The following is a 25,224-nucleotide window of genomic DNA, read 5'->3' as shown; positions in this document are numbered from 1 at the left end:
GTTGATCAGTTCATTTCGCGCATGAGCGTCGCGCAGCCGGTGCCGCGCCCAAACGAGCCCAGTCGATCCAGGATGCGGTCGCAGCGCTCACGGCCGATCACCGGTGCTGCAATGGCCCGGAACTTGGCATCCACGCGCCTCGCCTGCTCCCCCTTGTCGGCAAGGGCGGCCCCGACGTCCAGGTGACGCGTCAGGGTGCGACCGTCGGCCCGCTGCAGCGTGACGGTGGATTCCGAAAGCCCCTGACCCGGGCCCAGCTCCACGTGCACACGCTCGAGCACCCTGCGCACGTGTTCCTCGCGCACGCCGTCCCAGGCCTGGAGGCTGCTGGTATCTATCCCCAGCAGCGCCAAGGCTGCCGCCGCGCGGAGACTGAACTTGGCTTCAAGGCCCGTGAATGGCTGCTGGATGTTGCAAATCGCGCAGGCCTGTCCCGCAGACACGTGAACTTGCACGACGTCATCAGCGGCCAGGCCGTGCTCATTTCGCAAGGCCAGAACGGCCTCGATGGTCGAATGCGTGCTGAAACAGGCCGCATGAATCTTGAAGATGCTGTGCAACAGATGCCAACCGCCGGCAGGCGTCGACAAGGCCTCTTCGACGTGGAAGGCGGCGCCGTGCGCGCGGCCGAATCCGCCTTCGCATTCCAGCGCGTCGATGCGGCTCTCGAATCCCTTGCTCGCCAGCAAGGCGGCCCTGACCCCCGCCTGCGCCGCCTGGCCGGCATGGAGCGGCTTGGCCATGCTGCCGAACATCGATTTCAGGCCCGCCGCCTGCGTCGCAGCCACGCCGAGCGCGTGGGCGGCCTGTGTCGGGGACAGCTGCAGCAGATGGGCACAGGCCATTGCCGCACCGAGGGTTCCGATGGTCGCAGTGGCGTGAAAGCCGTTGGCGTAGTGGTCTGGCGCCAGAAGCACCCCGAGGCGGCAAGCGGTCTCGTAGCCGGCGGCAAACGCCGCCACTACCGCGTCCCCTGGCGCGTCGCGATGCTCTGCAAGCGCGAGCAGCGCCGGCAGGATCGCCACGCTGGGATGTCCCGGCAAAGCCAGGTTCACGTCGTCGTAGTCCAGCGCGTGAGATGCCGTCCCGTTGGCCAGTGCGGCTTGCGCCATGCTGGCCTTGATGCCGCGCCCGACCAGAGTGGACTGTGGCGCGCCGCCCTCCTCCAGCACGGCGCGCGTGACGATCGCCGCGGTCGGCTCTTGCAAGCCGGCGAACGTGCAGCCCAGCCAGTCGGCGAGGCAATCCCGCGCGACGCCGCGGACAGCCGCAGGCATCTCCTCGTGACGTATCTGGAGGGCCTCTGTCGCCATTCGCATGGTGAGGCCCTGTTCGCGCTTGTCTGTCTCCATGCGCCGCATCTTGTCCGGGCTTCGTATTTGGAGCCAATGAATATTCTTCGGTACCTCATCACTTAAAGTGATGGCTTTTTCGGGGCATCGTCGTGAATCTTCGCCACCTTGAGGTCTTCCACGCTGTGATGCAGTCCGGGTCCGTGACAGGCGCCGCACAACTGCTCAACGTGACCCAGCCGGCGGTCAGCAACGTCCTGCGCCATGCCGAACAGCAACTCAAGTTCAAGTTGTTCGAGCGGATCGCAGGACGGCTGCAGCCCACGCCGGAGGCAACCGACCTTTTCCCTGATGTGCAGGAAATCTTCGGCCGCATCGAGACCCTGAACCGCTCGGTCGACCAGCTGCGCGACGGCCGCATCGGACGGTTGGCCATCGCCGCTTCGCCCACCTTCGTGAACGCCTATCTGCCTCGGGCGGTGTCGCGCCTGCACCGGCACAGTCCGGGGGCGCAGGTGACCATTCATGCGCTGCCGACGGCACGCGCCATCGAGGAGCGCGTGGCCAGACGGGACGTGGACATCGGACTGGTCTATGCGCCGGTGATGGACCCCAGCGTCGTGGTTGAGAAGGTGGGCAAATCGAGTGTCGTGTGCGCCGTGCCCGGCAAGTCGCCGCTCGCACGCCGCAAGCACCTGACCCCCAAGGATCTCGCCGGCCAGACTGTGGTGGCCACCGGCCCGGCAACGCGCACCGGCATGGCGATCCAACAGACCTACGGCGCGCACGGACTGGATTCCCCCGTGGTCGCCGTCGAGGTCAATTCGTCTCAAGCAGCCTGCTTGATGGTGGCTGAAGGCGTCGGCATCGGCTTGGTGGATCTGGCCACGGTGCATCAGTATCCACTTCCCGACGTCGTGTTCCGGAAGTTCCGGCCGCTTGTGGAACTCAGCCTGTGCCTGATCTTTCCGAGAGACCGGCCGCGTTCGCGGTTGGCGATGCGCTTTGCCGAGGGGCTGCGCGCGCAGTTCCTTGACGATGCGAAGGACGCAAACTCTTCGTCCGCTATCGAATAGGTGCGATCTCGCTTCGCAGTTGCAGCACCAGCATGCGCAGTCGGAGCGCGAGATCGCGCATCTGCGCGAGAGTCTGGCCGCAACGGCGGCCGCATTTTCGAGGCCCATGCGAAAGGCAAGAAAGCCGCATCGTCCGCGCGCGCCAGGAAACCTTCCAAGTGAGCGCTGCGTCGACGGACGCGATGGCGCGTGCGCCCAGGCGCCGGAACTTCAGCAATGTCGTCGCGTCGGGCACCGACTCGCGCGACAAGTCGATGCCCACGAAGTCGCGCAGCGACTGGCTATTGCACAGCGCCTCCTCCAGCGCCTCGTCGGCCAGACCGTACCACTGCTGAAGGCAATATATGCGCAGCATCTTGGACACGCCGATCGGTTGTCGACTCACGGCGCCCGCTCTTGGGGTGGAGCGGTTCGATCACCACGATCAACCGTGCCCAGGGCACAATGCGCTCCATCTCGGCGTCAGCTCAACGGGCACGATCCGTAGGCCGACCTGCGGAACATGTTCCTGCGCTTGCCGACGCAGCCACATAGCGACATCGACGAACTGCTTCCGCATCGCTGGCAGCAGAGCTGAACGTCCTGTCACGCAGGCTACCGTCCGCTGTGACCGTCGCCAAGATGTGTTCGTTCGCCGCATGCTCACACTCAAAGTCAGCAACGGGCGGCCGATCACGAATTACGACGTGGTGTCGCGTTGCAAGGCCAAACCTGGAGAAATGACCATCACGGATCCGTCGACCACCACCGCGAGGAACCCACTCGCGCGTGTGGGGCGCACTGCTGCGCCCTGGAATTCGCGTTCATCATTCGGCTGTGATATTCGCGGACTTGATGATCTGCGCCCACTTGCGCGTCTCGCTGGCGATGAACGCACTGAACTCGGCGCTAGTGCTTCCGCGCAGCTGCAGTCCAGCGGCCTCGGCTTTGCGACGGACATCTGCGTCGGCCACTGCAGCATTGATCTCAGCGTTTAATCGCGCGACGATGCTCGCTGATGTTCCTGCAGGCGCGAGCATGCCGTACCAGCCATAGCCGACGACGGAGGGCAGTCCCTGCTCCCGGAAGGTCTGCGCATCCGGGTAGAGCGGCGTGCGCTCTTCCGTGGCGACTCCCAAAACGCGCAGCCTGCCGGCTTGGATGTGGGGGACCGCAGTCGTGATGGCCGTCAAGGTGGCGTCGATCCGCCCGGCAAGAAGCTCGGTGTAGGCCGGCGCATCGCCACGGTACTGCACCACGATGCCTGTGACGCCAGCGGCGCGCAACAGGAGCTCGGCCGTCAGGTGAGGCGACACCCACGATGCGCGGTGCGGCGGCACGGCTGCATCTCAGCCAGCCTGCCATCAGCAAAATGCTCGGCGAGCTCGAGAGCTGCTTCGGGGCCAAACTGTTCGAACGCAGCCATCAAGGGATTCATGCGAACGCCTTAGGATCAAGTGCCGTACTCCGAGCGCGAGCAGTGCTGAATGAGCTGGCCTGCGCCACCGAGGACGTTGATGCCATGCAAAGCGGGATTACCGCAGTGTTGCGCGTGGGTGCCCCGTCGGTCACCGCGACCGTTCCAGCGGCCATCGTCGAGCTGCGGCGGCGAATGCCGGGCGCGGCCGTTCAGTTGCGAGAGGGCCGCGTCCATGAGCTCATCCATCGCCTGCTCGACGGCGAACTCGACTGCGTCTTCGGAGCCATCACTCCGGAGCTGATCTCCAGTGACGTGATCGGCTTGCTCGAGCCTGTCGTGCTGCTGAAGGACCAGCTGTGTGTGCTTGCGTCCAGTGCGAACGAGAGCGTGACAGGGCGGAGGTTGCGGTGGGCCGATCTGCGAGCCGCGCCGTGGGTGGTGCCACCGAAGGAAACGCTGGTGAGGCAAGCATTCATGACCGCCTTCCTCAACAGCGGCGTGACGCCGCCCTTACCGGTCATCGAGGCGATGTCCTCGGTGACTATCGGCACCGTGCTTCGCAAGGATCCTTCACTGGTGTGCGCGGTGCGACTGGAGCATGCGCTGGACGAAGTCGCCCGAGGCGGTGTACAGAGACTCAGAGTCCTGCCGCAGATCATCCTGCCCTCGTTCGGCCTGTTCTTTCGACGAGGCGGAACGAAGAGGCCTGCGATCCTCGTCGAGTTCGCAGATGCAATACGCTGCGCCAGCGGAAATTTCGTGCCGAAGAGGCGAGTAACCGGGAGATAGCGCCAGGGCCTCTCGTGGAAGAAAGTCGTGAAGCGCGACTACGACCGTTGGGGCGCCTACGTGAGACAGGCCAGGATCGCGCCGGAATAGCCCGTCTCGGCACGATCCGAACGCCACGCAGCCCATCGGCACGCTCGCTATCCACTGCGGACGGCAGCAACCCGTTGGCCAAGGCGTCGGCCAGGCGCTCGAGCGCGAAATCGCAAGTCCGGGCGTTGATAAGATTCAGCGGCGTCGCGTTGGCTCGCGACGTCGCAAGCGCAGGGCCGCATTTGGCCGTCTCACCACACCCCTGGCCAACCCTCAACAAATGAAATACCGATCGTCAGAAGAATTCCTGAACTGCGTTGCAACGCGCAATCCCGACCAGCCGGAGTTTCTGCAGGCTGTCGGGGAAGTGATCGAAAGCTTGTGGCCGCATATTCAGAAGCACCCCAGGTATGCGGACCACGGACTGCTCGACCGCCTTGTCGAACCTGAGCGGGCCATCATTTTTCGCGTGTCCTGGGTGGACGACCACGGCGATGTGCATGTGAACCGCGGCTACCGTATCCAGCACAGCTCGGCGATCGGGCCCTTCAAGGGTGGATTGCGCTTTCATCCCTCGGTGAACCTTTCGATTCTGAAGTTCCTCGCGTTCGAGCAGACTCTGAAGAATGCGTTGACGACGCTCCCCATGGGCGGTGGCAAAGGCGGATCCGACTTCGATCCCAAGGGGCGCAGCCCGGGCGAGATCATGCGGTTCTGCCAAGCCTTTGTGAGCGAGCTTTTCCGCCACCTGGGTGCCGACCGGGATGTTCCCGCGGGCGATATCGGCGTCGGCGCGCGTGAGATCGGGTTCATGGCGGGCATGATGAAGAAGCTCAGCAACAGCGCTGACTGCGTCTTCACCGGCAAGGCGTTGAGCTATGGCGGATCACTGATGCGGCCCGAAGCCACCGGTTACGGCGTTGTTTACTTCGTCGACGAGATGCTCCGGCAGGAGGGGCGCTCGCTTGAAGGTCTGCGGATCAGCGTCTCCGGGTCAGGGAACGTGGCGCAGTTTGCGATCGAAAAGGCCATGGCGCTTGGCGCCCGTGTCGTCACGGTGTCCGACTCGAGTGGCATGGTCTACGACGAGGCCGGTTTCACGCAGGACAAGCTGGCGCAACTGATGGAAGTGAAGAACCATCTCTATGGCCGGGTGGACGAGTACGCTCGGCGGGTTGGCGCCGAGTTCTACGCAGGAAAGCGTCCGTGGAATGTACCTGTCGACGTTGCGCTGCCCTGCGCCACGCAGAATGAACTCGGCGGCGAAGACGCGGCTACGTTGGTCCGCAACGGCGTGCGCTGTGTCGCCGAGGGCGCGAACATGCCCTCCACCATGGACGCCATTCGAACGTTCGAAGGCAGCGGCGTTCTGTTCGCGCCCGGCAAGGCCAGCAACGCCGGGGGCGTGGCAACCTCCGGACTTGAAATGAGCCAGAACGCGATGCGCATCTCATGGCCGCGCGAGGAAGTCGACACGCGGCTGCACGGCATCATGCGCAGCATTCACGAGGCTTGCCTTCAGCACGGCCGGCGAGAAGACGGCACGATCAGCTACGTGAGCGGCGCCAACGTCGCTGGATTTGTGAAGGTGGCCGACGCGATGCTGGCGCAAGGCGTCATCTAACCGTCCGGCGCTTGGCGTCTCGTGACGGGCCTCGTCATCAGAGAGCCCGGAGTCTTCAGGACGTGCAATCTGGCAGAGGCCGTGAGGACATTGGGTTCCGACGATTGCGGAATAAATTGAACCGCCTACACTCCCCCTCATGACGACCACCCTGATTTGCACCCACGCTGCCTTGGCTGCACTGCTTCTCGCAGTGAGCTACGCGAGTGCTGCCGCAAAGACGGCGCGTCGTCAGCTGACGCCAGCACATTCCTAAGCCCGGCGGTCCGCTCTCTCCCCTTTTAGCGCAACCATCCACCGCCGGGCACAAGCCCCGCGCGTTGGCGAACGCCATTCTCAGACGGCGTTCGCATTCGATGGAGTGCAGACATGCATGCAGTTGTTCACGACGAGCGCACGCTTACCGACCTTGATTTTGCCCGCCTGACGAAGCTTCCAAGCCAGCAGCTTCCACCCGCTCTCGCGGATTTGCTTGCCACCGCGGAGGTCACCAGCTCCCGCGCCGTCAACGCGGATGTCGTCACGATGTACTCACGCGCGGAAGTCGTCGACGTGCGCACGCGCCGGCGCCAGGTGCTCACGATTTGCTACCCGGGAGACGCCGAGCCCGTCGCGGGCTTCATTTCTGTGCTCTCGCCAGTGGGCAACAGCCTCTTGGGCCTGAAGACCGGTGACGTCGCCCGATGGCTCACACCGACCGGCGAGGAGTGCGCCGCCGAAATCGCGGCGATCCAGTACCAGCCCGAGGCCACCGGCGACTACTCCCGGTAATCCCCCCGACCACCAGGTCGACCACGGCTCGCCTGAGAGCCGCCGCACTCCGCACCCGCATTCCCGTGTCGCAATGCCTGCGCCGGGAGGCTGGCGCTAGCCATATCGAAAGGATTTGCCATGACCCCTCACTCCATCCTCGCTGTGACCGATTTCTCCCCGCGCGGGAACAACGCGCTGGCTCGCGCGGCCCTTCTCAGTGCGGAACACAGCTCGACGCTCGAGCTCGTCTGCCTGGCCTACTCAGGCGAGGCACCGCCTGCAGATGCTGCCACCAGGCTGGCGCACCACGCTACACAGCTCAGTCAGCGCCATGGCATCCGGGCACGTGCAGTGAGCCGCCGTGGCTTCACTGTCGAGGACCTTCTGCCTGAAGTGCGACGCGCTGACCTGGTCGTCTGGGGTACTGCGTCGGTGAAGGGTCTGCGGTCCTTCTTCATGGGCCAGCCGGTCGAAGAGCTCCTTCGAACCGCCAAGCGGCCCGTTCTCGTCGTGCGGCGCGAGGCCGAACATGATTACCGCAGCCTGCTTGTTGCCGTCGACTTCACGGAGGCGTCCCGCGGGCTTGTCGACCTTGGCTTTGCTCTCAGCAAGTCGGCCCAGGTCGAGCTCTTCCATGCGGTGAGCACGGCCAACGAGGGAAAGCTTCGGTATGCCGAGGTCTCGGATCGCGCCATCAAGGCCTACCGCAGCGAGTGCCGGCGCTACGCTCAGGACAGGATGTTCTGGCTGACGGATTCGTATGACTCCAGGCGCAATCGTGTGATGTCCGCTGTCGGCCACGGCGACGCTGCCAGGCAAACGGTCGTGCAGCAGCAGAACAGCGGCGCTGAACTCATCGTCGTTGGCAGGCATCCCTCATCGCGACTGAGGGACCTCTTCTTCGCAAGCACCGCGAGCAGGATTCTTGGCTACTCGAACACGGACGTCCTCGTGGTACCTCACGACTACGAGCCCGCGTCCAGCGCCACTGCTGCGAAGAGGCTGTCGACGGGCGAACCTGCAGTGCGCAGGGTCAGGGCCGGCGCACCCAAGCCACCTCACCTCCCCAATCCGGCTGCGGTGTTTGGCGGAGCATAAGAAGCCTCAGCCGAATCGATCAGCCTCGGATAGCTGCGACTTGCCCATCAGGAGAACAACGATGAACTTCCATTCCATTCTCGCCGTCACCGACCTTTCGCCGCAGGGCAATCGCGCAGTGCTTCGTGCTGCGATGCTCGCTGCACAGCAGCGCTCCCTGCTGAAAATCATGTATGCGCCGTGGGATCTTGGTGGTTCCACCAACACAGATGTCGAGCAGGACGTGAAGCGACTCGCCGCAGAGATCTACACACGCTTCGACATTCTCGTAAAGAACGTTGCCGACACCAGCGGACACCTGCAAGCGGTCGCCGAGGAAGCTCGGTGGGCAGACTTGCTGGTTGTCGGCGAACGTTGGAAAAAAACCGCCAAAACCTTCTTCTGCGGCCAACCCATCGAACGCCTGCAGCGCATCGTGCCTTGCCCGATCTTGTTGGCACGGCTGGAGGTGTTTCATCGCTACCGCCGGATTCTGGTGGCGATCGACTCCACGCCCAACTCCCAGAAGCTGTTGAAACTGGCTCGCTCGCTCGACGCTGAAATCGAGCCGTTCCACGCGCTGAGCACCAAGCGCGCGAGCGAATCGTCGACTGGTCGACGCAACCGGGTCGCCACCAGGATCGGCAGGAGCGATGTGGCGCGCCAGTCAGTCATTCAACAACAGCATTCCAACGCCGAACTCATAGTGGTCGGCAAGCGCAGGCGTTCTGGCTTCTCGGATTTCCTCTTTGGGAGCGTGGCACACCGCGTGCTGTGGTGGTCCAGGGGCGACGTTCTGTTGGTACCCCACGATCTGCGCATCGAGCCAAAGCCTCAAATGGACGCTATTCAATGGGCCGACCGTCGATGCACGGCTCGTGGCGCTCAGACCTTCCAATTTTCGAAGAGGTGATGTGAATGTTCAATAACGACAGACTTGCCCACTATCCGCTGCGGCAATCGCTGCTACCGGGCGCAAAAGGACTCCGGATCTTCGAGGAACGTGGCGTGGTGGAGTGGTTGTCACGCCCGGATCGATATCTCGTGGTGTGCGAAGGCCGGGGTGGGCGGATCTACGCCGCCGACGAGCGCTTCCTGGAAGAGGCGCAGCATGTGATTGGGAATGTGCATGACGCGAAGGTCGTCTTCCGCAAGCCCGAGATTCACACGTACATAGACCCCGAGTTGGACGCATGGGTCGAGCCCGTGATGTTTCTGCGCATCAAGGTTCCGCATGCCCATGCTCGTGAAGTTCTGGCCGAACTCAGTTTCCGGGGGGTACGGATTCTGGAGCAAGACATGCAGTCGTATGACCTGGTGATTCGTGCTGAAGGCCGACTTGTCAATCTCATTGGATTGGCGCGCATCGTCAATTCATTCGGACACGGTTCTGCCGCCTTCTGGACATGGCTGGACCGGTATGAACGAGCGATGACTACTTCTGTCGACCTACTCCGAGCCGAAAGCTGGGCAGCAGACGGGAAGACTCTTCCTGGATCGACACCTTCCAATCCCACGGGCTGACAGCCATGATCCTTGCACTGCCGTTTCCCCATTTCCGAATCCCTTTTCACCGCCCGGCTGAACTTCGGCTCGATGTCGACCCGTCCACGGACCGCGGCAAGTCGCTCGCGTCCGTTTACGACCGCATTCATAAGCCGGGCGACCCACTGCACGGCCTGCCGACCTTCGGTCTTCGCGATCCACATCTCAAAGTGCGCATCCGGGAGGCCGACGGCGAGCTCTACGCGTACGTCGAAGACATGCAGCGGCGATGTCTTGCGGGCTGCACGGTCTTCAACAGATTGGTCGAAGTCGACCGTCGGGCGGATCGACATCTTCGCTCTCCTCACTCACGCTATAGGGCGGAATACCAACGGCTGGGTATCGCAACGGCGGTTTACGACTGGGCGCTCGCCACCGGAATCTGCCTGATGACAGGGGCGCGTCAGTCAGCGGGTGCGCACGCCCTGTGGCGTAGTCTGGCGCGGCGCTACGAATCGGGGTTCGCCGAACTTCGCAACAAGAAGCTCACGTATCTGGGCCGTGATATTGATCCCGGGGATCTCGATCGACTGGAAACTCGGATGTTCTTGCTCCCGGCGAAGTGGTCGCTGCCACAGTTCTGCGCGGCGGTCGGAATGCAACATGTCCCGTTCTGAAACCGGATGCCTCCGCCGCAATCGGTTCAGGCGAAGCCGGCGTACTCGTATCGCGCGCGTGGCGCAGCGCGGCCGAACATCCGAGGCCTTTGGCGTCGCGCGCGAACGCTGATCGGGGAGGCAGTAGATCGCGCGTTGACCACGGCCGCCCACAGGGTGGCTTCGTGGGCGGCCTGAGAGGGCGTTGCGGATCGACGCACGGATAATTCGCACACTTCGATCCACCCCGACCTCCGATGAAGACGTTGAGCGTGGAGGTGGTCACCGCCAGGCCGCGGCTCTGGTAGGTGGGGTTGATCAGCGTGGCGAAGTCGTTGCCCTGCTGGAACCAGCCGCCCTGGCAGCCGCCGCCCAGCGGATAAATGAGACCACCGGTCCAACCCGCCGGGCGCGAGCTGGGCGACGGCGGCGGCTCGTTGAGCACGTCATGCAGGATCGCCGACTGGTACAGGCCGCGGTTGATGGTGCCGCTTTCCAGCCGCACCACGTAGGGCACCGTCTTGCCGTCAATGGTGAGGTAGCTCATGTTGGCCGGGTACGCCGTGATGCTCTCGGGGATGAAGCGCGTGTTGCCGCCCGAGGTGTTGCGGTAGTAGTAGTCCACCCGCGTCACGACCGAGCACTTGTCGTCGCCCGTGGGGGTGAGCGGCTGCCCGCCCATGCGGGTGAAGGTTGCGTAGCCGCAGACGAAGGGCTGCTCGTGCGGGCCCGAGATCATCGGCCCCGTCACGGGATAGGCCGTGAGCACCTGGTGCGCACGGTAGCCGCGGAACTTGGCCACCAGGTCGTTGTCGCCCGGCTTCAAGCCCGTGAGCTTGCCGACGAGTTTGCCGGTGGTCGGAAGCGTCTGGAACACGTCGGTCACGTCAACGTCGTTGAGCGTCACCCGGAAGTCCGCACTGGGCTGCGGCACCAGCTTTTCCAGCTCGACCAGGGCGTCGTCGCCCGACACCAGATGCGGCTTGGAAGACAGCACGTTGATGCGGATGGTCGGCGCGCTGTTGCGCGGCTCGCCGAGCACCGAGTTGTCAGACTTGGCGAACGTGGTGCCTGCCGTGCCTGTACCGCTGCTGCCGCTGCTGCCGCTGCTGCCGCTGCTGCCGCTGCTGCCGCTGCTGCCGCTGCTGCCGCTGCTGATGCTGCCATCGCTTCCCCCGCCGCAGGCGGCCAGGATGAGCGCCGCGCTGAGCGCACTCAGCTGCGCGGGCACGCGCCGGCTGCGAAAGACCTTGTCGATCGTGTTCATCGTCTCTTGTCTCCTTCTTGGACTTGCGAAAAGTGCCCAGGGCCGCGGTCCGCACCACCACCGCGCGGTGGCGCCCGATGCCGGGGCGCACGTCAATAGCAACGCACATGCCAAGCGAGGCCTTGCTTGCAAGTCCTTGAATTCAAAGGAGACAGGAGATGCCGCTCATGGTTTTCCCTGGCCTGGGCGGATGGAAAACCGCACGGCGGAAATCAGCTTTGTCCGGAAAATGGCACAGCGCGGCGAGCGACGGGATGCTGGGCACCCAATGGTTCTGTCGCGATAAGGCCGCGCTGGTAATCTTGTAGTCGGTGCACGATCGAACGAAAAAGGCCAAGACATGTCCGCAGCATCGACGTTCTACTCGTTGGCATTTTGATCGACCTGGAAGACCAGGGTCGCTCATTCCGGCGCTGCTACTGCGACAGAACCGGATCCCCCGCTTCGCTGCATCGCGCGCCAAGTCGCCGAGCACCCAGCTCGGACTGGGCAATGTCCTCAGCGACCTCACGACCGAGCCGCCGCGACAGAACCCCTATCCGGCCTCTTCGACGAAGGCTTCTTCGCGCTTGGATCGAATCGACGGCAAGAGTACGATCACCATCAGCAGCACAGTTGCGATCAGCAAACCCAACGAGATCGGACGCGTGACGAACACGCTCCAGTCGCCGCGCGAGAGGAGCAGTGCCCGCCGCAGGTTTTCCTCCATCATCGGCCCGAGAATGAGCCCGAGCAGTAGTGGCGCAGGTTCGCAGCCGAGCTTGATGAAGGCATAGCCCACCACGCCGAAGATCGCGACCAGCCAGATATCGAACACGTTGTTGTTGGTCGAGTACACGCCGATGGCACAGAACAGCACGATCGCCGGGAACAGCCACTTGTAGGGAATCGTGAGCAGCTTGATCCAGAGGCCGATTAGCGGCAGATTCAGGATCACAAGCATCAGGTTGCCGATCCACATCGACGCGATCAAACCCCAGAACAGTTCCGGGTTGCTGGTCATCACCTGTGGGCCAGGCTGGATGTTGTGGATGGTCATGGCGCCGACCATCAGGGCCATCACAGGGTTGGGCGGGATGCCGAGCGTCAGCATTGGGATGAAGGACGTCTGCGCACCAGCGTTGTTGGCCGCTTCGGGGCCGGCCACCCCGCGGATGTTGCCCTTGCCGAACGGAACCTCTCCTGTCTTGAGCCTTACTTTCTTTTCCAGTGTGTAGGACGCGAAGGCCGACAGCAACGCGCCACCCCCAGGCAAGATGCCGAGAGACGAGCCGAGCGCAGTGCCGCGCAGCACTGCGGGCAGCATGCGCTTGAAGTCATCCTTGGTCGGGAACAGGCCGGACACCTTGGCCGTGAATACCTCACGCTCTTCCTCGGGCCTGGCCAGGTTCGCGATGATCTCGCCGTAGCCAAACACGCCCATCGCAATGGCAATAAATCCCAGTCCATCCGTGAGTTCGGGGATGTCGAAGGTGTAGCGCGCAACGCCCGAGTTGACATCGGTGCCGACTAGGCCCAGCAGCAAACCGAGCAGGATCATGCAGATGGCCTTGATCAGCGAGCCGGAAGCAAGCACGACGGCACCGATCAGACCTAGGATCATCAGCGAGAAATACTCGGCGGGGCCGAACTTGAAGGCGATCTCGGTCAGCGGAGGCGCAAAAGCCGCCAGGATCAGCGTGCCGACGCAGCCGGCGAAGAACGAGCCGAGACCGGCGGCCGCCAACGCAGGCCCCGCCCGCCCTTGCTTGGCCATCTGGTGACCGTCGATCACGGTCACGACAGACGAGGCCTCGCCGGGGAGATTGACCAGGATGGCGGTGGTCGACCCCCCGTACTGCGAGCCGTAATAGATGCCGGCCAGCATGATCAGCGCGGCCACAGGTGGCAACGCGTAGGTGGCCGGCAGCAGCATAGCGATCGTGGCCGTGGGGCCGATGCCCGGCAAGACGCCGATCAGCGTGCCCAGCAGGCAACCAAAGAACGCGTAGACCAGGTTCTGCAGCGTCACCGCAGTGGCGAAGCCGATCGAAAGGTTGTTGATCAGATCAGTCATAGGTGCGGGTTCGTGTTCAACCGCTGATGAAGGTGGGCCACACCTGGAACTGCAGCTTCAGGCCGATGATGAAGATCAGGTAGCAACCGATGGCGAGCACGGTCGCGAGGATCAGTGCTAGCCTCATCGAGAAATTGGTGCCTGCCATGCACGCCACGATGACGAGCGCGTAGATCGCAATGATCAGTCCCATGGCCGGCAGGCCGACGCTATGCAGGCCCGCGAGCAAGATGCCGAATAGCAGGTTGGCGCCGATGACGAAGCCGAGTGGCTTCCAGGCGATCTTGCCGACCGGATCCCCGTCGACCGTCTTCCCAGTGAGCGATCCGGCGACCACCACAAGTCCCAGCGCCGCCAGCAGCACACCGACGATCAGCGGGAAGTAGCCCGGCCCCATTCGAGCCGCACTGCCGACGTTGTAGCTGGTGGCTCCCAGCGCGAACGCCGCACCCACGCAGGCGAACATGAGGCCGGAGACGAAGTTCTTCTTGCTCTTGATTGGCATAGGCGGTCTTCCCATTGATCAGAATGGGTTTGGTCATTTGCGCCGCAGGCGCAGCATGGAGCGAGGGCTTGCATGGAATCTGCGTTCGGCGCCCCAAAGAGCGCACCGCCTACGCGAGTCAGACAGCAGTCAGACTGCAGTCAGGTATGTCATGTTATGAGGATAAATACATCATGTTGTGAGTGAATACCCTCATGTGACCACGCCGCTGCTACATTGCATTGCCTCATCTCCTTCAGAGCCAACAATGTCCAGCACGCGGGGACCCATCGACAAGCAGCGTTTCGAAGCGCTTTCGGACTTCAGGTTCAGACTCCGAAGCTTCCTTCGCTTCAGCGAGGACGCGGCACGCGCCGAAGGCATTACCGTGCTTCAGTACCAGGTGCTGCTGCACACGCAGGGTTTTCCGGGGCGGGAGTGGGCCTCGATCAGCGAGATCGCGGAAAGGCTGCAGGCCCAGCCGCACGGGGTGGTTGCGTTGGTGTCGCGTTGCGAGGAAGCGGGTCTCGTCAGGCGCAGTTCAAGCACCACGGATCGCCGCCAGGTGGAGGTTCATCTGCTGCCTGCGGGCCGCGGGAAACTCGATGCGCTCGCCACCCAGCATGCGGACCATGTGGCCGAGCTTGCAGAGGTCGTGGCTTTCGCCAAGCGCACACGACTTTCCTGAAGCGTTGAGATCGCCCAGCGTGAGCATCGCCAGCCTCCGGTCACTCTACGAACGTCGCCAGACGCTGTACGAGCACCAAGTCTGGGCTCGCACCTATCTTGGACTGAACGACCTGGATGAGGTCCAGCGGCAGAAGCTCGAACAGGTTCTCGCGGTCGCTGCCCTGGAGGCCGCTCACCCGGACGACCTGGTGCGAACCGCCCGCATCTGGCTGTACGGCAGACGAATCATCATTCCAGGCTCACGCCGAATTGCCGACTGGGCCCGCAAGGCGTTCGACGCCACGGAGGCTGCGATGGCCGCAACGATCGAGACGGCGATTGGAAAGGCGGCGTTGCGCCCGGCCATCGATTGGGCTTATGCACCCTCCCCCGCAGCATCAGGCAGCCACTTGGAGTGGCTCAAGACACCGCCCCAGCGTCACTCGCGAGCACGATCGCGGAGACCCTGGAGAAGATCCGCGCCCTCAAGGCATTGTGGGTGCATAACTGGGCGCTGGATTCGATCGCCCTGAGCAAGCAACAGGCCTATGCGGCTCACGTCGTGATGCGCCGCCCATCGATGACCGCGCGCATCGAACAGCGACGCCAGGCTGTGGAGGTCGTCGATCCAGGACCTGCTAGCCTTGGGCTAGGTGGTCGGCCGACCGTCGCGGTGCCTCGGTGGGCTCAAGCGCCCGGGAGCGGCGCCTCGAAGTTGGACAGCAGCCGCTCCCTGCCGGCGAGCACGTGGCGTTCCGCCGCCGCCCGCGCGCGCGTGCGGTTCGATGCCGCGATGGCATCGTAGATCGCGCGATGCTCCACGTTCGAACGGCGCATGTTGCCCGGCGCGTTGAAGTACTTTCGCCGCACGAGGTGCAGTTCCTTCACGTAGTCGTCGTAGGCCTGATGGGCGCGCCGGTTGTTCGAAAGTACGAGGATCAGGGCGTGGAACTGCAGGTTGAGTTCGTAGTAGAGCGTGCCGTCCTCCGCCTCGCAGGCAGCGTCCATCGCTGCAAGCAGTTCCTCAAACTGCTTCTTGTGATCCTCCGTCAGATGCTCGCAGGCACGCTCGGCGGCGTAGCCGAACACGAGCGCGCGCAATTCGTAGATCTCGACCATCTCACGCAGCGACAGTTGCCGCACGAACACACCGCGGTTGGCGACGGCCGTGACGATGCCCAGGCCTGCCAGCACCTTGATGGCCTCGCGGATCGGCCCGCGGCTGGTGCCCATGCGCAACGCCAGCGCCGCTTCGTTGAGCCGCTCCCCCGGCTTGAATTCGCCGGTATAGATCAGCTGCTTGAGTTCAGTGACGATCGCGTCCGACAGTGCGGAACCACGAGTGCTGGAAGATGGGGGCGGCATGACCAATCCTAACGTCTGACGATGTGGGGGACCTTGCCGGCCAGCCCTTCACTCCACCTTGACGTTGGCGCTCTTGACCAGGTTGACCCAGAACTTGCTGTCTTCGGCCAGGAAGCTGTTGAACTGCTCGGGCGATTTCGAGAGCGACACCTCGGTCCCTTCGCGCGCCAGCGTTGCCTTGACCGTTGGCTGCTGCATGGCGCTGATGGTCGCGTCATAGATCTTCGCGACGATCGCAGGCGGCGTTCCGGCCGGCAAGAACATGCCGTACCAGAATTCGAGGTTGTACTCAGGCAGCCCCGCCTCCTTCATGCCGGGCAGCCCCGGCACCAAAGGCGAACGCTCTCGCGTGCTGACTGCGAGCGCGATCAGGCGCCCTCCGCTCGCCATCGGCAGCACCGAGGGCGAAGTGCCGAAGGTCAACTGCGTATCGCCCGCCATCACCGATTGGATCGCCAGGCTGCCCCCACGATAAGGAATGTGGGTCATGACCGCGCCGGTGACCTGGCTGAACAACGCAGCGCCCAGGTGCGGTGCCGAACCGTTCCCCGACGTGGAGTAGTTGAGCTTGCCAGGCTCCTTCTTCGCGGCGGCGATGAGATCGGCGACCGAGTGAATCCCGGTGGAAGGATTGACGGCCAGCACGAGCGGCGAAGTCGTGATCTTCGTGACGGGCGCGAGATCGCGCGCCGTGTACGTCAGCTTGGGATTGAGCGCGGGATTGACGGAAATGCTGCTCGGGCTCGCGATCAGCAGCGTGTAGCCATCGGGCGGTGCCTTGGCGACCAGATCCGCGGCGATGCTCGATCCATTGCCCGGCTTGTTGTCGACCACCACCGGTTGGCCGAGCGCCTTGCCCAATGAATCGCTCATGGCTCGCGCAACCAGGTCGGCTGCACCACCCGGCGCGAAGCCGATGACCAGCCGGATCGGTTTGTTCGGATAGTCGGCCGGCTGCGCCCACACCGTGCAGCCGAATGTGCACAGGCCAAGTGCCAATGCAAGGGTTTTCATCTTCATGCGCTTGTCTCCATTTTTTTGCGTTGTCTTGTCTTGGGATCAGGCCGCGGCCGGCATGCGCAGGACGATCTTTCCGATGTGGCCTCCGGCTTCCATGTGCGCCTTGGCGTCCTGAAGCTGCGAGAAGTCGAACACCCGATCGATCTGCGGCCTGATGACGCCGGATGCGATGTGCGGCAGCACGTCCGCGACGAAAGCAGGCACTGCGGCCGCCCGCTGCGCCTTGCTCCGCAGCTTGTTGGAAACCCCGAACAGCGTGAGCCGCTTTGCATGAAGCACCGCAAGGTCGAGGTCCGCATGCACGACGCCGTCGACGTAGCCCACGGTCGCAAGCCGGCCTTCGAAGGCGATGGCGCGGATGTTCTCCGCGAAGACCGTCCCGCCGACCGTGTTGACGACCAGGTCTGCGCCGTGCTGCCCGGTCGCCTCCATCACTGCTGCTGCGAAATCCGACGCGCGCGTGCAGAGCGCGACGTCCAGACCGAGGTGCTTCAGCGAAGCCAGCTTGTCCGCCGAACCCGAGGTGCCGATGACTTTCGCACCCAGGACCTTGGCAAGTTGAAGTGAGGCCACGCCGACGCCCGACGACACACCGTTGATCAGAACCCACTCGCCAGCCCGGAGCCGGCCCTGCAACACCAGCATGTCATACGACACGAGAAAGGTCAGCGCGACGCTCGCGGCTTCTTCCCACGACAGGCCGGACGGCATGGCCATCGCCTCGGCTCCCTCCATCAACGCGTACTCGGCAAACGCACCGGCGCATCTGCCCATGACCCGGTCGCCCGGCCTGAAGCGGGTGACTTCGGCCCCGACGGCGACAACCTCGCCGGCGCCCTCCCCGCCGATCGCCTTCCAGCTGCCGGCCTGGCCGTGCAGGCCGTGTCCCGCGACGAACTCGCCGCGGTTGAGCGCCGCGGCGTGCATGCGCACCAGCAACTGCTGCGGTCCGGGCTTCGGCACATCGGTTTCGCGCACTTCCAACACCGTGGCCGTGTCGGTCATCTGCATCCAGTAAGACTGCATGGTGTCTCCGATTCCCTGGCTAGCGGCCCTTGAAGACCGGCTTGCGTTTCTGCATGAAGGCCGTGCGGCCTTCGGTGTAGTCGGCGCTCTCGAAGCAACCGCGTATCAGCGACGTGCACAGCGCCAGGTCCAGTTCCGGCGAAGGCTTGAGGATCTCGCGCGTGATCGCCTTGCCGGCCGCCACCGTCAATGGCGCGTTGTCGGCGATGGCGTCGGTGTACTCGGCCAGCAGTTGCTCCAGCGCTGCCGGAGCGGCAACGCGTGTCACCAGTCCCAGTGACTTGGCTTCGACGGCGTCGATGCGACGGGCCGTGAAGAACAGATCCTTCGCTGCGCCGGGGCCGATCAGGTCGACCAGGTTCTTCATCGCCGAATAGCGGTAACCCAGACCCAGGCGCGCCGCTGGGATCGAGAACACCGCGTCCTCGGACGCAATACGGATGTCGCAGCTGATCGCCACATTCACGCCGCCGCCGATGCAGTAGCCGCGAATGCAGGCGAGCGTCGGCTTCGGGAAGTCGTGGATGCTCATCAGCGCCTCTTCGGCCATGGCTTCGTAGCGGGTCACGGCTTCGCGCGCGGCGCGCATATCCTCGAACTGCGAGATGTCGGCGCCGGAGACGAAGGCCTTCTCCCCAGCCCCCGAGAACACGACGAGACGCACACGATCGTCTTGCTGCGCCAGACGAAGCAGCGGCGGCACGGCTTCCCACATGTCGACCGACAGCGCGTTGTGACGCACTGGGTTGTTGAAACGGATGTGCAGCGTGCTTGCGTCGAGCCAGGTCTGGACGCGTTCGGTTGGGGATTCGTAGGTGGGATTCGACATGTTCAAAAAACTCCGGTCGCTTTCATGCGGGCGAGTTCGTCCGCATCGATGCCCAGTTCGCGCAGGATTTCCTCGGTGTGTTCTCCCCGGCGCGGGGCGGCGCGGGCGATCGTGCTCGGCGTGCGCTCCAGTTGCATCGGCTGCCCGACAAGGCGTTGCGGACCCAAGCTCGCCGAGACGACTTCCTTGACCATGCCCAGATGCTCGATCTGCGGCTCCCCGAAGACCTCGCGCATGTCGCTGATCAGGCCGCAGGCCACGCCGCCGGCGTTGAACTGCTCGATCCAGTGGCTTCGGTCATGCGTGGCAAGGCGCCGGTTGATCTCCGCGTTGAGCGCATCGCGGTTGACCGAACGCGACGGCTTGTCGTGATAGCGCACATCGGTGATCCATTCCGGCGCGCCGAGGATGTTGCAGAAGCGTTCCCAGATCTTGGAGCCGAACACCGCGATGTTGAGATAGCCGTCGCGCGCCTTGTAGACGCCCGTCGGGATGCTGGTCGGATGGAAGTTGCCCGCCTGCGTGCCGACCTCGCCATCGATCAGGTAGCGCGAGGTCTGGAAGTCCATCATGTAGACCATCGACTCCAGGAGCGAGGTGTGCAGCCACTGGCCGCGGCCGGAGGTCTCGCGCTCCAGCAGTGCAACCAGGATGCCCTGTGCCGCAAAGATGCCGGCGCACAGGTCGGCGATCGGAATGCCGACGCGCACGGGGCCGTCGCCCGGCAGGCCGGTCACTGACATCAAGCCACCCATGCCCTGCGCGATCTGGTCGAAGCCCGGTCGCGTCGCGAGCGGGCCGGTCTGCCCGAAGCCCGAGATGCTGGCGTAGACCAGCCCCGGGTTGTCCGCCGCCAGCGTCTCGTAGTCGATGCCCAGGCGGTATTTCACGTCGGGGCGGAAGTTCTCGACGACCACATCCGCGCCGGCAATCAGTCGCTTCAATGTCGCGATGCCCGCCTCTTCCTTGAGGTTCAGCGTGATGGAGCGCTTGTTGCGATGGGTGTACTGGTAGTCGGAGCCGTCCTGCCCACCGAGCGTGTCGTCACCGCGCATGTGTTCGGGCATCTGAACCTGAATGACATCGGCGCCCCAGTCGGCCAATTGCCGGCAGGCGGTCGGGCCTGCGCGCACCTGGGTGAGGTCGATCACGCGAAAGCGCTGCAGGGCGGGTGAGGCGGGCAGATGGGGCATTCGGAGAGGTGGGAGGAAGTGCTGGGATGCGCCAGATTGTTTTCATTTTATCTATAAGTGTCAACACTTATCGATGAAACGTGGACATTTGATGGAGTTGTCGTATACGATATGCCAACCTTGAAGGACATCCGGATGCTGCCCTGGCTCTCCGACACACCCGCCGACCAACGCTCGACCGTGCGCGACATTCCGCTGGCCAAGCTGGTCCGCGACGACATGCTGGCCATGATCCTGCGGGGTGAACTCCAGCCCGGCCAGCGCATCAACGAGCCCGACGTCGCCGCGCGCCTCGGCATATCGAGGGTTCCCGTGCGCGAGGCCCTGCGCGAACTCGAAAGCACCGGCCTGGTCGTGGCGCGCAAGCACGCGGGGGTGTTCGTCCGCGAGCCGAGTCCCGAAGAGGTGCGCGATCTCTACGAGATGCGTGGCGTGCTCGATGGCTTTGCGGGGCGGCGCGCGGCGCGGCTCGACGATGGCGCTCGCATTGCATTGGCCGATGTGCTCGATGCCTCCATCGTCGCCATGAACGCCGCCTTTGCCGCTCACGATGTACAGCGCTACTACCGCGAGAACCTTCGCTTCCACTGGGCCATCGTCAAGGCCGCGGGCAACAATGCCATGGCAGACACCTATCGGGGCATCGTCCAGAAGCTGCACCTGTCGCGCCTGAAGAATCTTTCGCAGGACACAGGCATGCGCGCGTCAATCACCGAGCACACCAGGATCGCCGCCGCCCTGCACAAGGGCGACATCGCCCGCTGCGAGCACCTGATGGCACGCCACGTCAGCGACGCCTACGCCCGCTTGCAAAGCACCCGGCGCTGACCGACAGCACAGCCGCTTCCCTCAAAAGCAAAAGGAGACATCCCATGCAACGCCGTACCTTCACCCTCGCAATCCCTTCGACCCTGCTGGGGCTCCATGGCATCGCGCACGCGCAGGCCTTCCCCAACAAGCCCATCCGCTACATCGTGCCGGTGGCTGCCGGTGGCGGCAGCGACATGGTGGGCCGCACGGTGACCGAGCGCTGGGGCAAGCTGCTCAACCAGACCTTCATCGTTGACAACCAGGGCGGTGGCGGCGGCGTGATCGCGTCGCAGAACACGGCGCGCGCATCTGCGGACGGCTACACCTTGATGCAGGGCTACGTCGCCACGCACGGCACAAGCCCGGCCACGCGCCGCGTGCCCTACGACCCCATCAAGGACTTCACCCCGATCGGGATGATCGGCGGCACGCCCAATGTGCTGGTCATCAATGCCGACGTGCCTGCGAAGGACTTCAAGCAGTTCGTCGAGTACGTGAAGAGCAACCCGAACAAGCTCAGCTACGGCTCGGCGGGCGCTGGCTCGCTGACCCACCTGACCATGGAACTGTTCAAGCAGCAGTTGGACCTGCAAATGACGCACGTGCCCTATCGCGGCGTCGCACCTGCCTTCACCGACCTGATCGGCGGCCAGACCCAGGCCATGTTTCCGGGCTTGGCCGCCGCCATGCCGCACATCAAGTCGGGCCGGGCGCGCCCCCTGGCCGTCACCGGCAAGACGCGCCATCCGCAAATCAAGGACGTGCCGACGCTCGAGGAACTCGGCCTGCAAGGCTTCGACGCCATGCAGTGGTACGGCGTGGTCGGCCCGGCCGGCATCCCTGCCGACGTGGTGCAGACGCTGAACAACACGCTGAATACGGTCCTCAAGGCGCCTGACATGGCCGAGAAGCTGTCGATCGAAGCCATCCAGCCCATGCCCATGACCTCGAAGGAGTTCGGCGACTACATCCGCGCCGATGTCGCGCGTTGGACCCAACTCGCGCAAGACCGACACATCCAGCTCGAAAACTGAGCCCTGCTCCCCTTCCCTTTCTTTCTCCTTCTTCAACCGATCACGCGAAGACTTTTCATCCATGGCCCGCAACACCCAGGTCGCCGCAGACCACAACGCCCCGCCCATCACACGCATCCTTGCCGACTACGTGGCAGGCCACGCCTCGCGCGGCTGGAGCGACGCGGTGGACCACGAGGCCCATCGCACCTTTCTCAACTGGCTCGGTTGCGCCGTGGGCGCCGCACGGCATGAGGCCGTCGAGGCCGCGCTGGCGGCCGTCAAGGAACTGCAACCCGCGCCGCAGGCCACGATCCTCGGGCGCGCCGAGAAGGTCGACATCGCGAACGCGGCGATGCTCAACGGCATCACCTCGCACACCTTCGATTTCGACGACACGCATCTCAAGACCATCATCCACCCGGCTGGCCCCGTGGCCTCGGCCCTGCTGGCACTGGCCGAGCACACCGGTGCGAGCGGCCGCGAAGTGCTCGACGCACTGGTGCTCGGCATCGACGTTGCCTGCCGCCTGGGCAACACCGTCTATCCCGAGCACTACGACCGCGGATGGCACATCACCGGCACTACCGGGATGCTCGGGGCCGCGGCAGGATGCGCGCGCCTGCTCGGCCTGGACGCGGACCGGACCGCGATGGCGCTCGGCATTGCCGCTTCGCAGCCGGTCGGCCTGCGCGAGCAGTTCGGCACCATGACCAAGCCTTTTCATCCGGGCGGTGCGGCGCGTGCCGGCCTGATGGCTGCGTTGATGGCCAAGCACGGCTACACCGCGAGCCCGAAGGCGATCGAAGCGCCTCGGGGCTGGGCGCAGGTGGTGTCGACGAAATACGCGTGGCACGAAGTCACCGACGAGCTCGGCGAACGTTTCGAGATTTCGTTCAACAGCTACAAGCCCTTTGCCTGCGGCATCGTCATTCATCCGAGCATCGATGCCTGCGTCCAATTGCGCGAGCGCGGCATCAAGGCCGAGCAGATCGAGCGCATCGAACTCAAGGTGCATTCACTGGTGCTCGAGCTCACCGGCAAGAAGGAACCGGCCGACGGCTTGCAGGGCAAGTTCAGCGTCTATCACGGCTGCGCGGCCGGCTTGCTGTTCGGCCGCGCCGCCGAAGAGGAGTTCGCCGACGCCATCGTGGCACGCCCGGACGTCGTCGCGCTGCGCCGCAAGGTCGTCGCGACGGTGGATGACCAGATCAACGAGGCCAGCGCCGACGTGACCGCGGTGCTCATCGATGGCCGTCGTGAGCATGTGTTCGTCGAGCATGCGATCGGCTCGCTGCAGCGCCCGATGAACGACGCCGACCTGGAGCGCAAGTTCCATGGGCTGTCGGACGCCATTCTTGGCGCCGAGCAGACCACCGCACTGTTGAACGCCTGCTGGGCGCTGGGCGGGGCTTCGGACGTTCGCGAATTGACCAGGCTGGCGCGCCCCTGAGTTCGGCCTCGGGAATTCACCTTTTCCAATCCTGGAACCCCCTCATTGTTTCCTGAGAACGAACACTGCAGTTCGTTTTGTGTTGTTTCTGCCCGGGTAATTTGCCCCAAACTCTCTTCCCTGAGAGGCAGCAATGAACACGACATGGAACTTCATCTTGGCCGGGGCAGTGACCCTGGCATCTGCGGCCGGAATCGTCACCGGCGAAGCCGCAAAGGGTGAGCTGAGGCTCGCCGAGGCGGCCACGACAGTCAGTGTCGCAAGCCCCGACGTGTTTGCGTGGCTGAGCCACAGCACGGCGTCCGTGGCTTCGGCCCAGTAGGAACGACAGGCGCGGGCTTGTCTTTCCTGCCGGGGCGAGGCAGAGTCGGGCATCCATTTTCCGGAGCCCATCCATGTCGCCCAGCCCGATCGAGATCTGGCACCGCCTCGTCAAGGAACGCGATGTGCACGGCCTCGATGCGCTTCTTGCCGATGAGGCGGTCTTCCATTCGCCGGTTGTGCACACGCCGCAAATCGGCAAGGCCATCACGAAGGGCTATCTGACCGCCGCCTTCGACGTTTTCTTCAATCCGTCGTTTCGCTACGTCCGGGAGTTCACGGGCGACCGCGATGCGGTTCTCGAATTCCAGGTCGAGATGGACGGCATCAGCGTCAATGGCGTCGACATGATCAAGTGGAACGACGACGGCAAGATCACCGAGTTCAAGGTGATGTTGCGTCCCCTGAAGGCCGTCAACCTGATTCACCAGAAGATGGCGGCGATGCTTCAGGCAAATCAGTAACTCCGGCCGCGAGAAAAGCCTGTGCACACATCGGTCCCTGCGGACAAACCGTCGGACCTGTCCCGCGTTTCAACCGGTCGGCTTCCTCCACCGGACGAAGTGCGGGCGCTGGTGAATGAGGCGTACGCGCTTTACAAGACCGCAGACGAGGGCAAGGTCGCCGATTACATCCCGGCCCTGGCAAAGGTACCCAGGGAGCTTTTCGGGGTCTGCGTCGTTTCGGTCGACGGCTCGATTCACGCCGTCGGCGACACGGACCACGCGTTCTCGATACAAAGCGTTTCGAAGCCCTTCGTTTTTGCGCTGGTCTGCGAGGCGATCGGGGCGGAAGAGGCTCGAAAGAAGCTGGGCGTCAACGCGACCGGAATGCCGTTCAACTCGGTGATCGCTCTCGAGATCAACAAGGATCGGACGATGAATCCAATGGTCAATGCCGGCGCAATCGCTGCGACAAGCCTGGCGCCGGGTTCAAGCGCGGAGGAAAAATGGCAGTTCATCCATGAAGGGCTGTCGCGCTTCGCAGGACGGAGGCTCGAACTCGATTCGGAAGTCTATGAATCCGAGTCGGAGACGAACATGCGCAATCGCGGGATCGCCAAGCTGCTCGAAGGCTATGGCCGGCTTTACTTCGATGCCTTGGAGGCCACCGACATCTACACGCGGCAGTGCTCGTTGATGGTCACGGCCAAGGACCTCGCCGTGATGGGTGCCACGCTGGCGGACGGCGGTGTCAATCCGCTGACGGAGGAGCGCGTCGTCGACGAGTCGGTCTGCAAACGCGTGCTCGCGGTCCTGGCGACGGCCGGGCTCTATGAACTCTCGGGCGACTGGCTCTACGAGATCGGCCTGCCCGGCAAGAGCGGCGTCAGCGGCGGCATCGTGACGGTCGCTCCCGGCAAGGGCGGCTTGGGCACTTTCTCGCCCGCGCTCGACGACGCGGGGAACAGCATCAAGGGTCAGCGCGTTTCGAAGTACCTCTCCGAAAAGATGGGCCTGAACCTGTTTGCGTCCAAGCCAGATCATTGAACGCGCCGGAATCCAAAACGTTCGCCTTGCGTGAAGCGCATGCGAGT

The 25,224-nt window shown here is 64.0% G+C and carries 25 protein-coding genes and 2 pseudogenes; 16 read left to right on the top strand and 11 right to left on the bottom strand.

The features are described 5' to 3' along the window. Positions 1 to 5: 5 nt before the first annotated feature. Complete coding sequence (locus AC1DN9_RS01475) at positions 6 to 1,352, bottom strand: MmgE/PrpD family protein (RefSeq protein ID WP_478096581.1); 1,347 nt, start codon at positions 1,350 to 1,352, stop codon at positions 6 to 8. Positions 1,353 to 1,444: 92 nt separating this feature from the next. Between AC1DN9_RS01475 and AC1DN9_RS01470 the strand changes: the two genes are divergently transcribed. Next, positions 1,445 to 2,368 (top strand): LysR family transcriptional regulator, encoded by a 924-nt coding sequence (locus tag AC1DN9_RS01470; RefSeq protein WP_478096579.1) that lies wholly within the window; start codon positions 1,445 to 1,447, stop codon positions 2,366 to 2,368. Between the two features lie 196 nt (positions 2,369 to 2,564). Here the strand turns inward: AC1DN9_RS01470 and AC1DN9_RS01465 are convergent. Together AC1DN9_RS01465 and AC1DN9_RS01460 are read right to left on the bottom strand one after the other, a co-directional pair. After that, positions 2,565 to 2,829: pseudogene (locus AC1DN9_RS01465) on the bottom strand (transposase); the annotation flags it as partial. A gap of 345 nt (positions 2,830 to 3,174) precedes the next feature. Further along, a complete protein-coding gene (locus AC1DN9_RS01460; RefSeq protein ID WP_478096577.1) occupies positions 3,175 to 3,687 on the bottom strand; it encodes a Bug family tripartite tricarboxylate transporter substrate binding protein in 513 nt (170 codons plus the stop codon). Positions 3,688 to 3,719: 32 nt separating this feature from the next. Between AC1DN9_RS01460 and AC1DN9_RS01455 the strand changes: the two genes are divergently transcribed. The 7 genes from AC1DN9_RS01455 to AC1DN9_RS01425 all read left to right on the top strand — a co-directional run bounded on the left by AC1DN9_RS01455 (position 3,720) and on the right by AC1DN9_RS01425 (position 10,202). Then, positions 3,720 to 4,556, top strand: coding sequence for a LysR substrate-binding domain-containing protein (locus AC1DN9_RS01455; protein WP_478096575.1), 837 nt, complete (start codon positions 3,720 to 3,722; stop codon positions 4,554 to 4,556). A gap of 310 nt (positions 4,557 to 4,866) precedes the next feature. Then, positions 4,867 to 6,210: an NADP-specific glutamate dehydrogenase gene (gdhA, locus tag AC1DN9_RS01450; RefSeq protein WP_478096573.1), complete on the top strand. Its 1,344-nt coding sequence runs from the start codon at positions 4,867 to 4,869 to the stop codon at positions 6,208 to 6,210. Between the two features lie 369 nt (positions 6,211 to 6,579). Continuing rightward, on the top strand, positions 6,580 to 6,981 hold the full coding sequence (locus tag AC1DN9_RS01445; RefSeq protein WP_478096571.1) for a GreA/GreB family elongation factor: 402 nt from the start codon (positions 6,580 to 6,582) through the stop codon (positions 6,979 to 6,981). A gap of 120 nt (positions 6,982 to 7,101) precedes the next feature. Next, positions 7,102 to 8,061: a universal stress protein gene (locus tag AC1DN9_RS01440; protein ID WP_478096569.1), complete on the top strand. Its 960-nt coding sequence runs from the start codon at positions 7,102 to 7,104 to the stop codon at positions 8,059 to 8,061. 61 nt (positions 8,062 to 8,122) lie between these two features. Beyond that, on the top strand, positions 8,123 to 8,953 hold the full coding sequence (locus AC1DN9_RS01435; protein WP_478096568.1) for a universal stress protein: 831 nt from the start codon (positions 8,123 to 8,125) through the stop codon (positions 8,951 to 8,953). Between the two features lie 5 nt (positions 8,954 to 8,958). Beyond that, on the top strand, positions 8,959 to 9,564 hold the full coding sequence (locus AC1DN9_RS01430; protein ID WP_478096567.1) for a hypothetical protein: 606 nt from the start codon (positions 8,959 to 8,961) through the stop codon (positions 9,562 to 9,564). Between the two features lie 5 nt (positions 9,565 to 9,569). Continuing rightward, positions 9,570 to 10,202 carry an N-acetyltransferase gene (locus tag AC1DN9_RS01425; protein ID WP_478096565.1) on the top strand — a complete coding sequence of 211 codons (633 nt, stop codon included), beginning with the start codon at positions 9,570 to 9,572 and terminating at the stop codon, positions 10,200 to 10,202. Positions 10,203 to 10,452: 250 nt separating this feature from the next. On the opposite strand, the pseudogene AC1DN9_RS01420 reads toward AC1DN9_RS01425, so the two are convergent. The 3 genes and pseudogenes from AC1DN9_RS01420 to AC1DN9_RS01410 all read right to left on the bottom strand — a co-directional run. Continuing rightward, positions 10,453 to 11,448 (bottom strand): annotated as a pseudogene (locus tag AC1DN9_RS01420) (DUF6351 family protein); the annotation flags it as partial. 535 nt (positions 11,449 to 11,983) lie between these two features. Beyond that, positions 11,984 to 13,504, bottom strand: coding sequence for a tripartite tricarboxylate transporter permease (locus AC1DN9_RS01415; RefSeq protein WP_478096563.1), 1,521 nt, complete (start codon positions 13,502 to 13,504; stop codon positions 11,984 to 11,986). A gap of 16 nt (positions 13,505 to 13,520) precedes the next feature. Beyond that, a complete protein-coding gene (locus tag AC1DN9_RS01410; protein ID WP_478096561.1) occupies positions 13,521 to 14,009 on the bottom strand; it encodes a tripartite tricarboxylate transporter TctB family protein in 489 nt (162 codons plus the stop codon). 247 nt (positions 14,010 to 14,256) lie between these two features. On the opposite strand from AC1DN9_RS01410, the gene AC1DN9_RS01405 reads away from it, so the two are divergent. Together AC1DN9_RS01405 and AC1DN9_RS01400 are read left to right on the top strand one after the other, a co-directional pair. Next, positions 14,257 to 14,676: a MarR family winged helix-turn-helix transcriptional regulator gene (locus AC1DN9_RS01405; protein ID WP_478096560.1), complete on the top strand. Its 420-nt coding sequence runs from the start codon at positions 14,257 to 14,259 to the stop codon at positions 14,674 to 14,676. Then, positions 14,594 to 15,190: a DUF4158 domain-containing protein gene (locus tag AC1DN9_RS01400; protein ID WP_478096558.1), complete on the top strand. Its 597-nt coding sequence runs from the start codon at positions 14,594 to 14,596 to the stop codon at positions 15,188 to 15,190. The genes AC1DN9_RS01405 and AC1DN9_RS01400 overlap by 83 nt, the downstream gene beginning before the upstream one ends. A 154-nt stretch (positions 15,191 to 15,344) precedes the next feature. Here AC1DN9_RS01400 and AC1DN9_RS01395 read toward each other — a convergent pair whose 3' ends face one another. The 5 genes from AC1DN9_RS01395 to AC1DN9_RS01375 are packed head-to-tail and all read right to left on the bottom strand — an operon-like array spanning position 15,345 to position 20,090. Continuing rightward, a complete protein-coding gene (locus AC1DN9_RS01395) occupies positions 15,345 to 16,022 on the bottom strand; it encodes a GntR family transcriptional regulator (protein WP_478096557.1) in 678 nt (225 codons plus the stop codon). A gap of 48 nt (positions 16,023 to 16,070) precedes the next feature. Further along, positions 16,071 to 17,042 (bottom strand): tripartite tricarboxylate transporter substrate binding protein, encoded by a 972-nt coding sequence (locus AC1DN9_RS01390; protein WP_478096555.1) that lies wholly within the window; start codon positions 17,040 to 17,042, stop codon positions 16,071 to 16,073. 39 nt (positions 17,043 to 17,081) lie between these two features. After that, positions 17,082 to 18,068 carry a zinc-binding dehydrogenase gene (locus AC1DN9_RS01385; RefSeq protein WP_478096553.1) on the bottom strand — a complete coding sequence of 329 codons (987 nt, stop codon included), beginning with the start codon at positions 18,066 to 18,068 and terminating at the stop codon, positions 17,082 to 17,084. A 19-nt stretch (positions 18,069 to 18,087) separates the two neighbouring features. Beyond that, positions 18,088 to 18,897, bottom strand: coding sequence for an enoyl-CoA hydratase (locus AC1DN9_RS01380; RefSeq protein ID WP_478096551.1), 810 nt, complete (start codon positions 18,895 to 18,897; stop codon positions 18,088 to 18,090). Between the two features lie 2 nt (positions 18,898 to 18,899). Beyond that, positions 18,900 to 20,090 (bottom strand): CaiB/BaiF CoA transferase family protein, encoded by a 1,191-nt coding sequence (locus tag AC1DN9_RS01375; protein WP_478096549.1) that lies wholly within the window; start codon positions 20,088 to 20,090, stop codon positions 18,900 to 18,902. A gap of 111 nt (positions 20,091 to 20,201) precedes the next feature. Between AC1DN9_RS01375 and AC1DN9_RS01370 the strand changes: the two genes are divergently transcribed. From AC1DN9_RS01370 to glsA, 6 genes are all read left to right on the top strand, one after another. Next, positions 20,202 to 20,918 (top strand): GntR family transcriptional regulator, encoded by a 717-nt coding sequence (locus AC1DN9_RS01370; RefSeq protein WP_478096547.1) that lies wholly within the window; start codon positions 20,202 to 20,204, stop codon positions 20,916 to 20,918. A gap of 44 nt (positions 20,919 to 20,962) precedes the next feature. After that, positions 20,963 to 21,934, top strand: coding sequence for a Bug family tripartite tricarboxylate transporter substrate binding protein (locus AC1DN9_RS01365; RefSeq protein WP_478096545.1), 972 nt, complete (start codon positions 20,963 to 20,965; stop codon positions 21,932 to 21,934). Positions 21,935 to 21,995: 61 nt separating this feature from the next. After that, on the top strand, positions 21,996 to 23,366 hold the full coding sequence (locus AC1DN9_RS01360; RefSeq protein WP_478096543.1) for an MmgE/PrpD family protein: 1,371 nt from the start codon (positions 21,996 to 21,998) through the stop codon (positions 23,364 to 23,366). A gap of 133 nt (positions 23,367 to 23,499) precedes the next feature. After that, on the top strand, positions 23,500 to 23,688 hold the full coding sequence (locus tag AC1DN9_RS01355) for a hypothetical protein (protein ID WP_478096542.1): 189 nt from the start codon (positions 23,500 to 23,502) through the stop codon (positions 23,686 to 23,688). Between the two features lie 73 nt (positions 23,689 to 23,761). After that, complete coding sequence (locus AC1DN9_RS01350) at positions 23,762 to 24,151, top strand: nuclear transport factor 2 family protein (protein WP_478096540.1); 390 nt, start codon at positions 23,762 to 23,764, stop codon at positions 24,149 to 24,151. Positions 24,152 to 24,172: 21 nt separating this feature from the next. Continuing rightward, positions 24,173 to 25,177 carry a glutaminase A gene (gene glsA, locus AC1DN9_RS01345; RefSeq protein WP_478096538.1) on the top strand — a complete coding sequence of 335 codons (1,005 nt, stop codon included), beginning with the start codon at positions 24,173 to 24,175 and terminating at the stop codon, positions 25,175 to 25,177. Positions 25,178 to 25,224: the final 47 nt, after the last annotated feature.

Source organism: Variovorax sp. 05L425, from assembly GCF_056397705.1.
The sequence above is the reverse complement of the archived record's forward strand: the minus strand, read 5'-3'. Positions and strand labels throughout refer to the sequence as shown.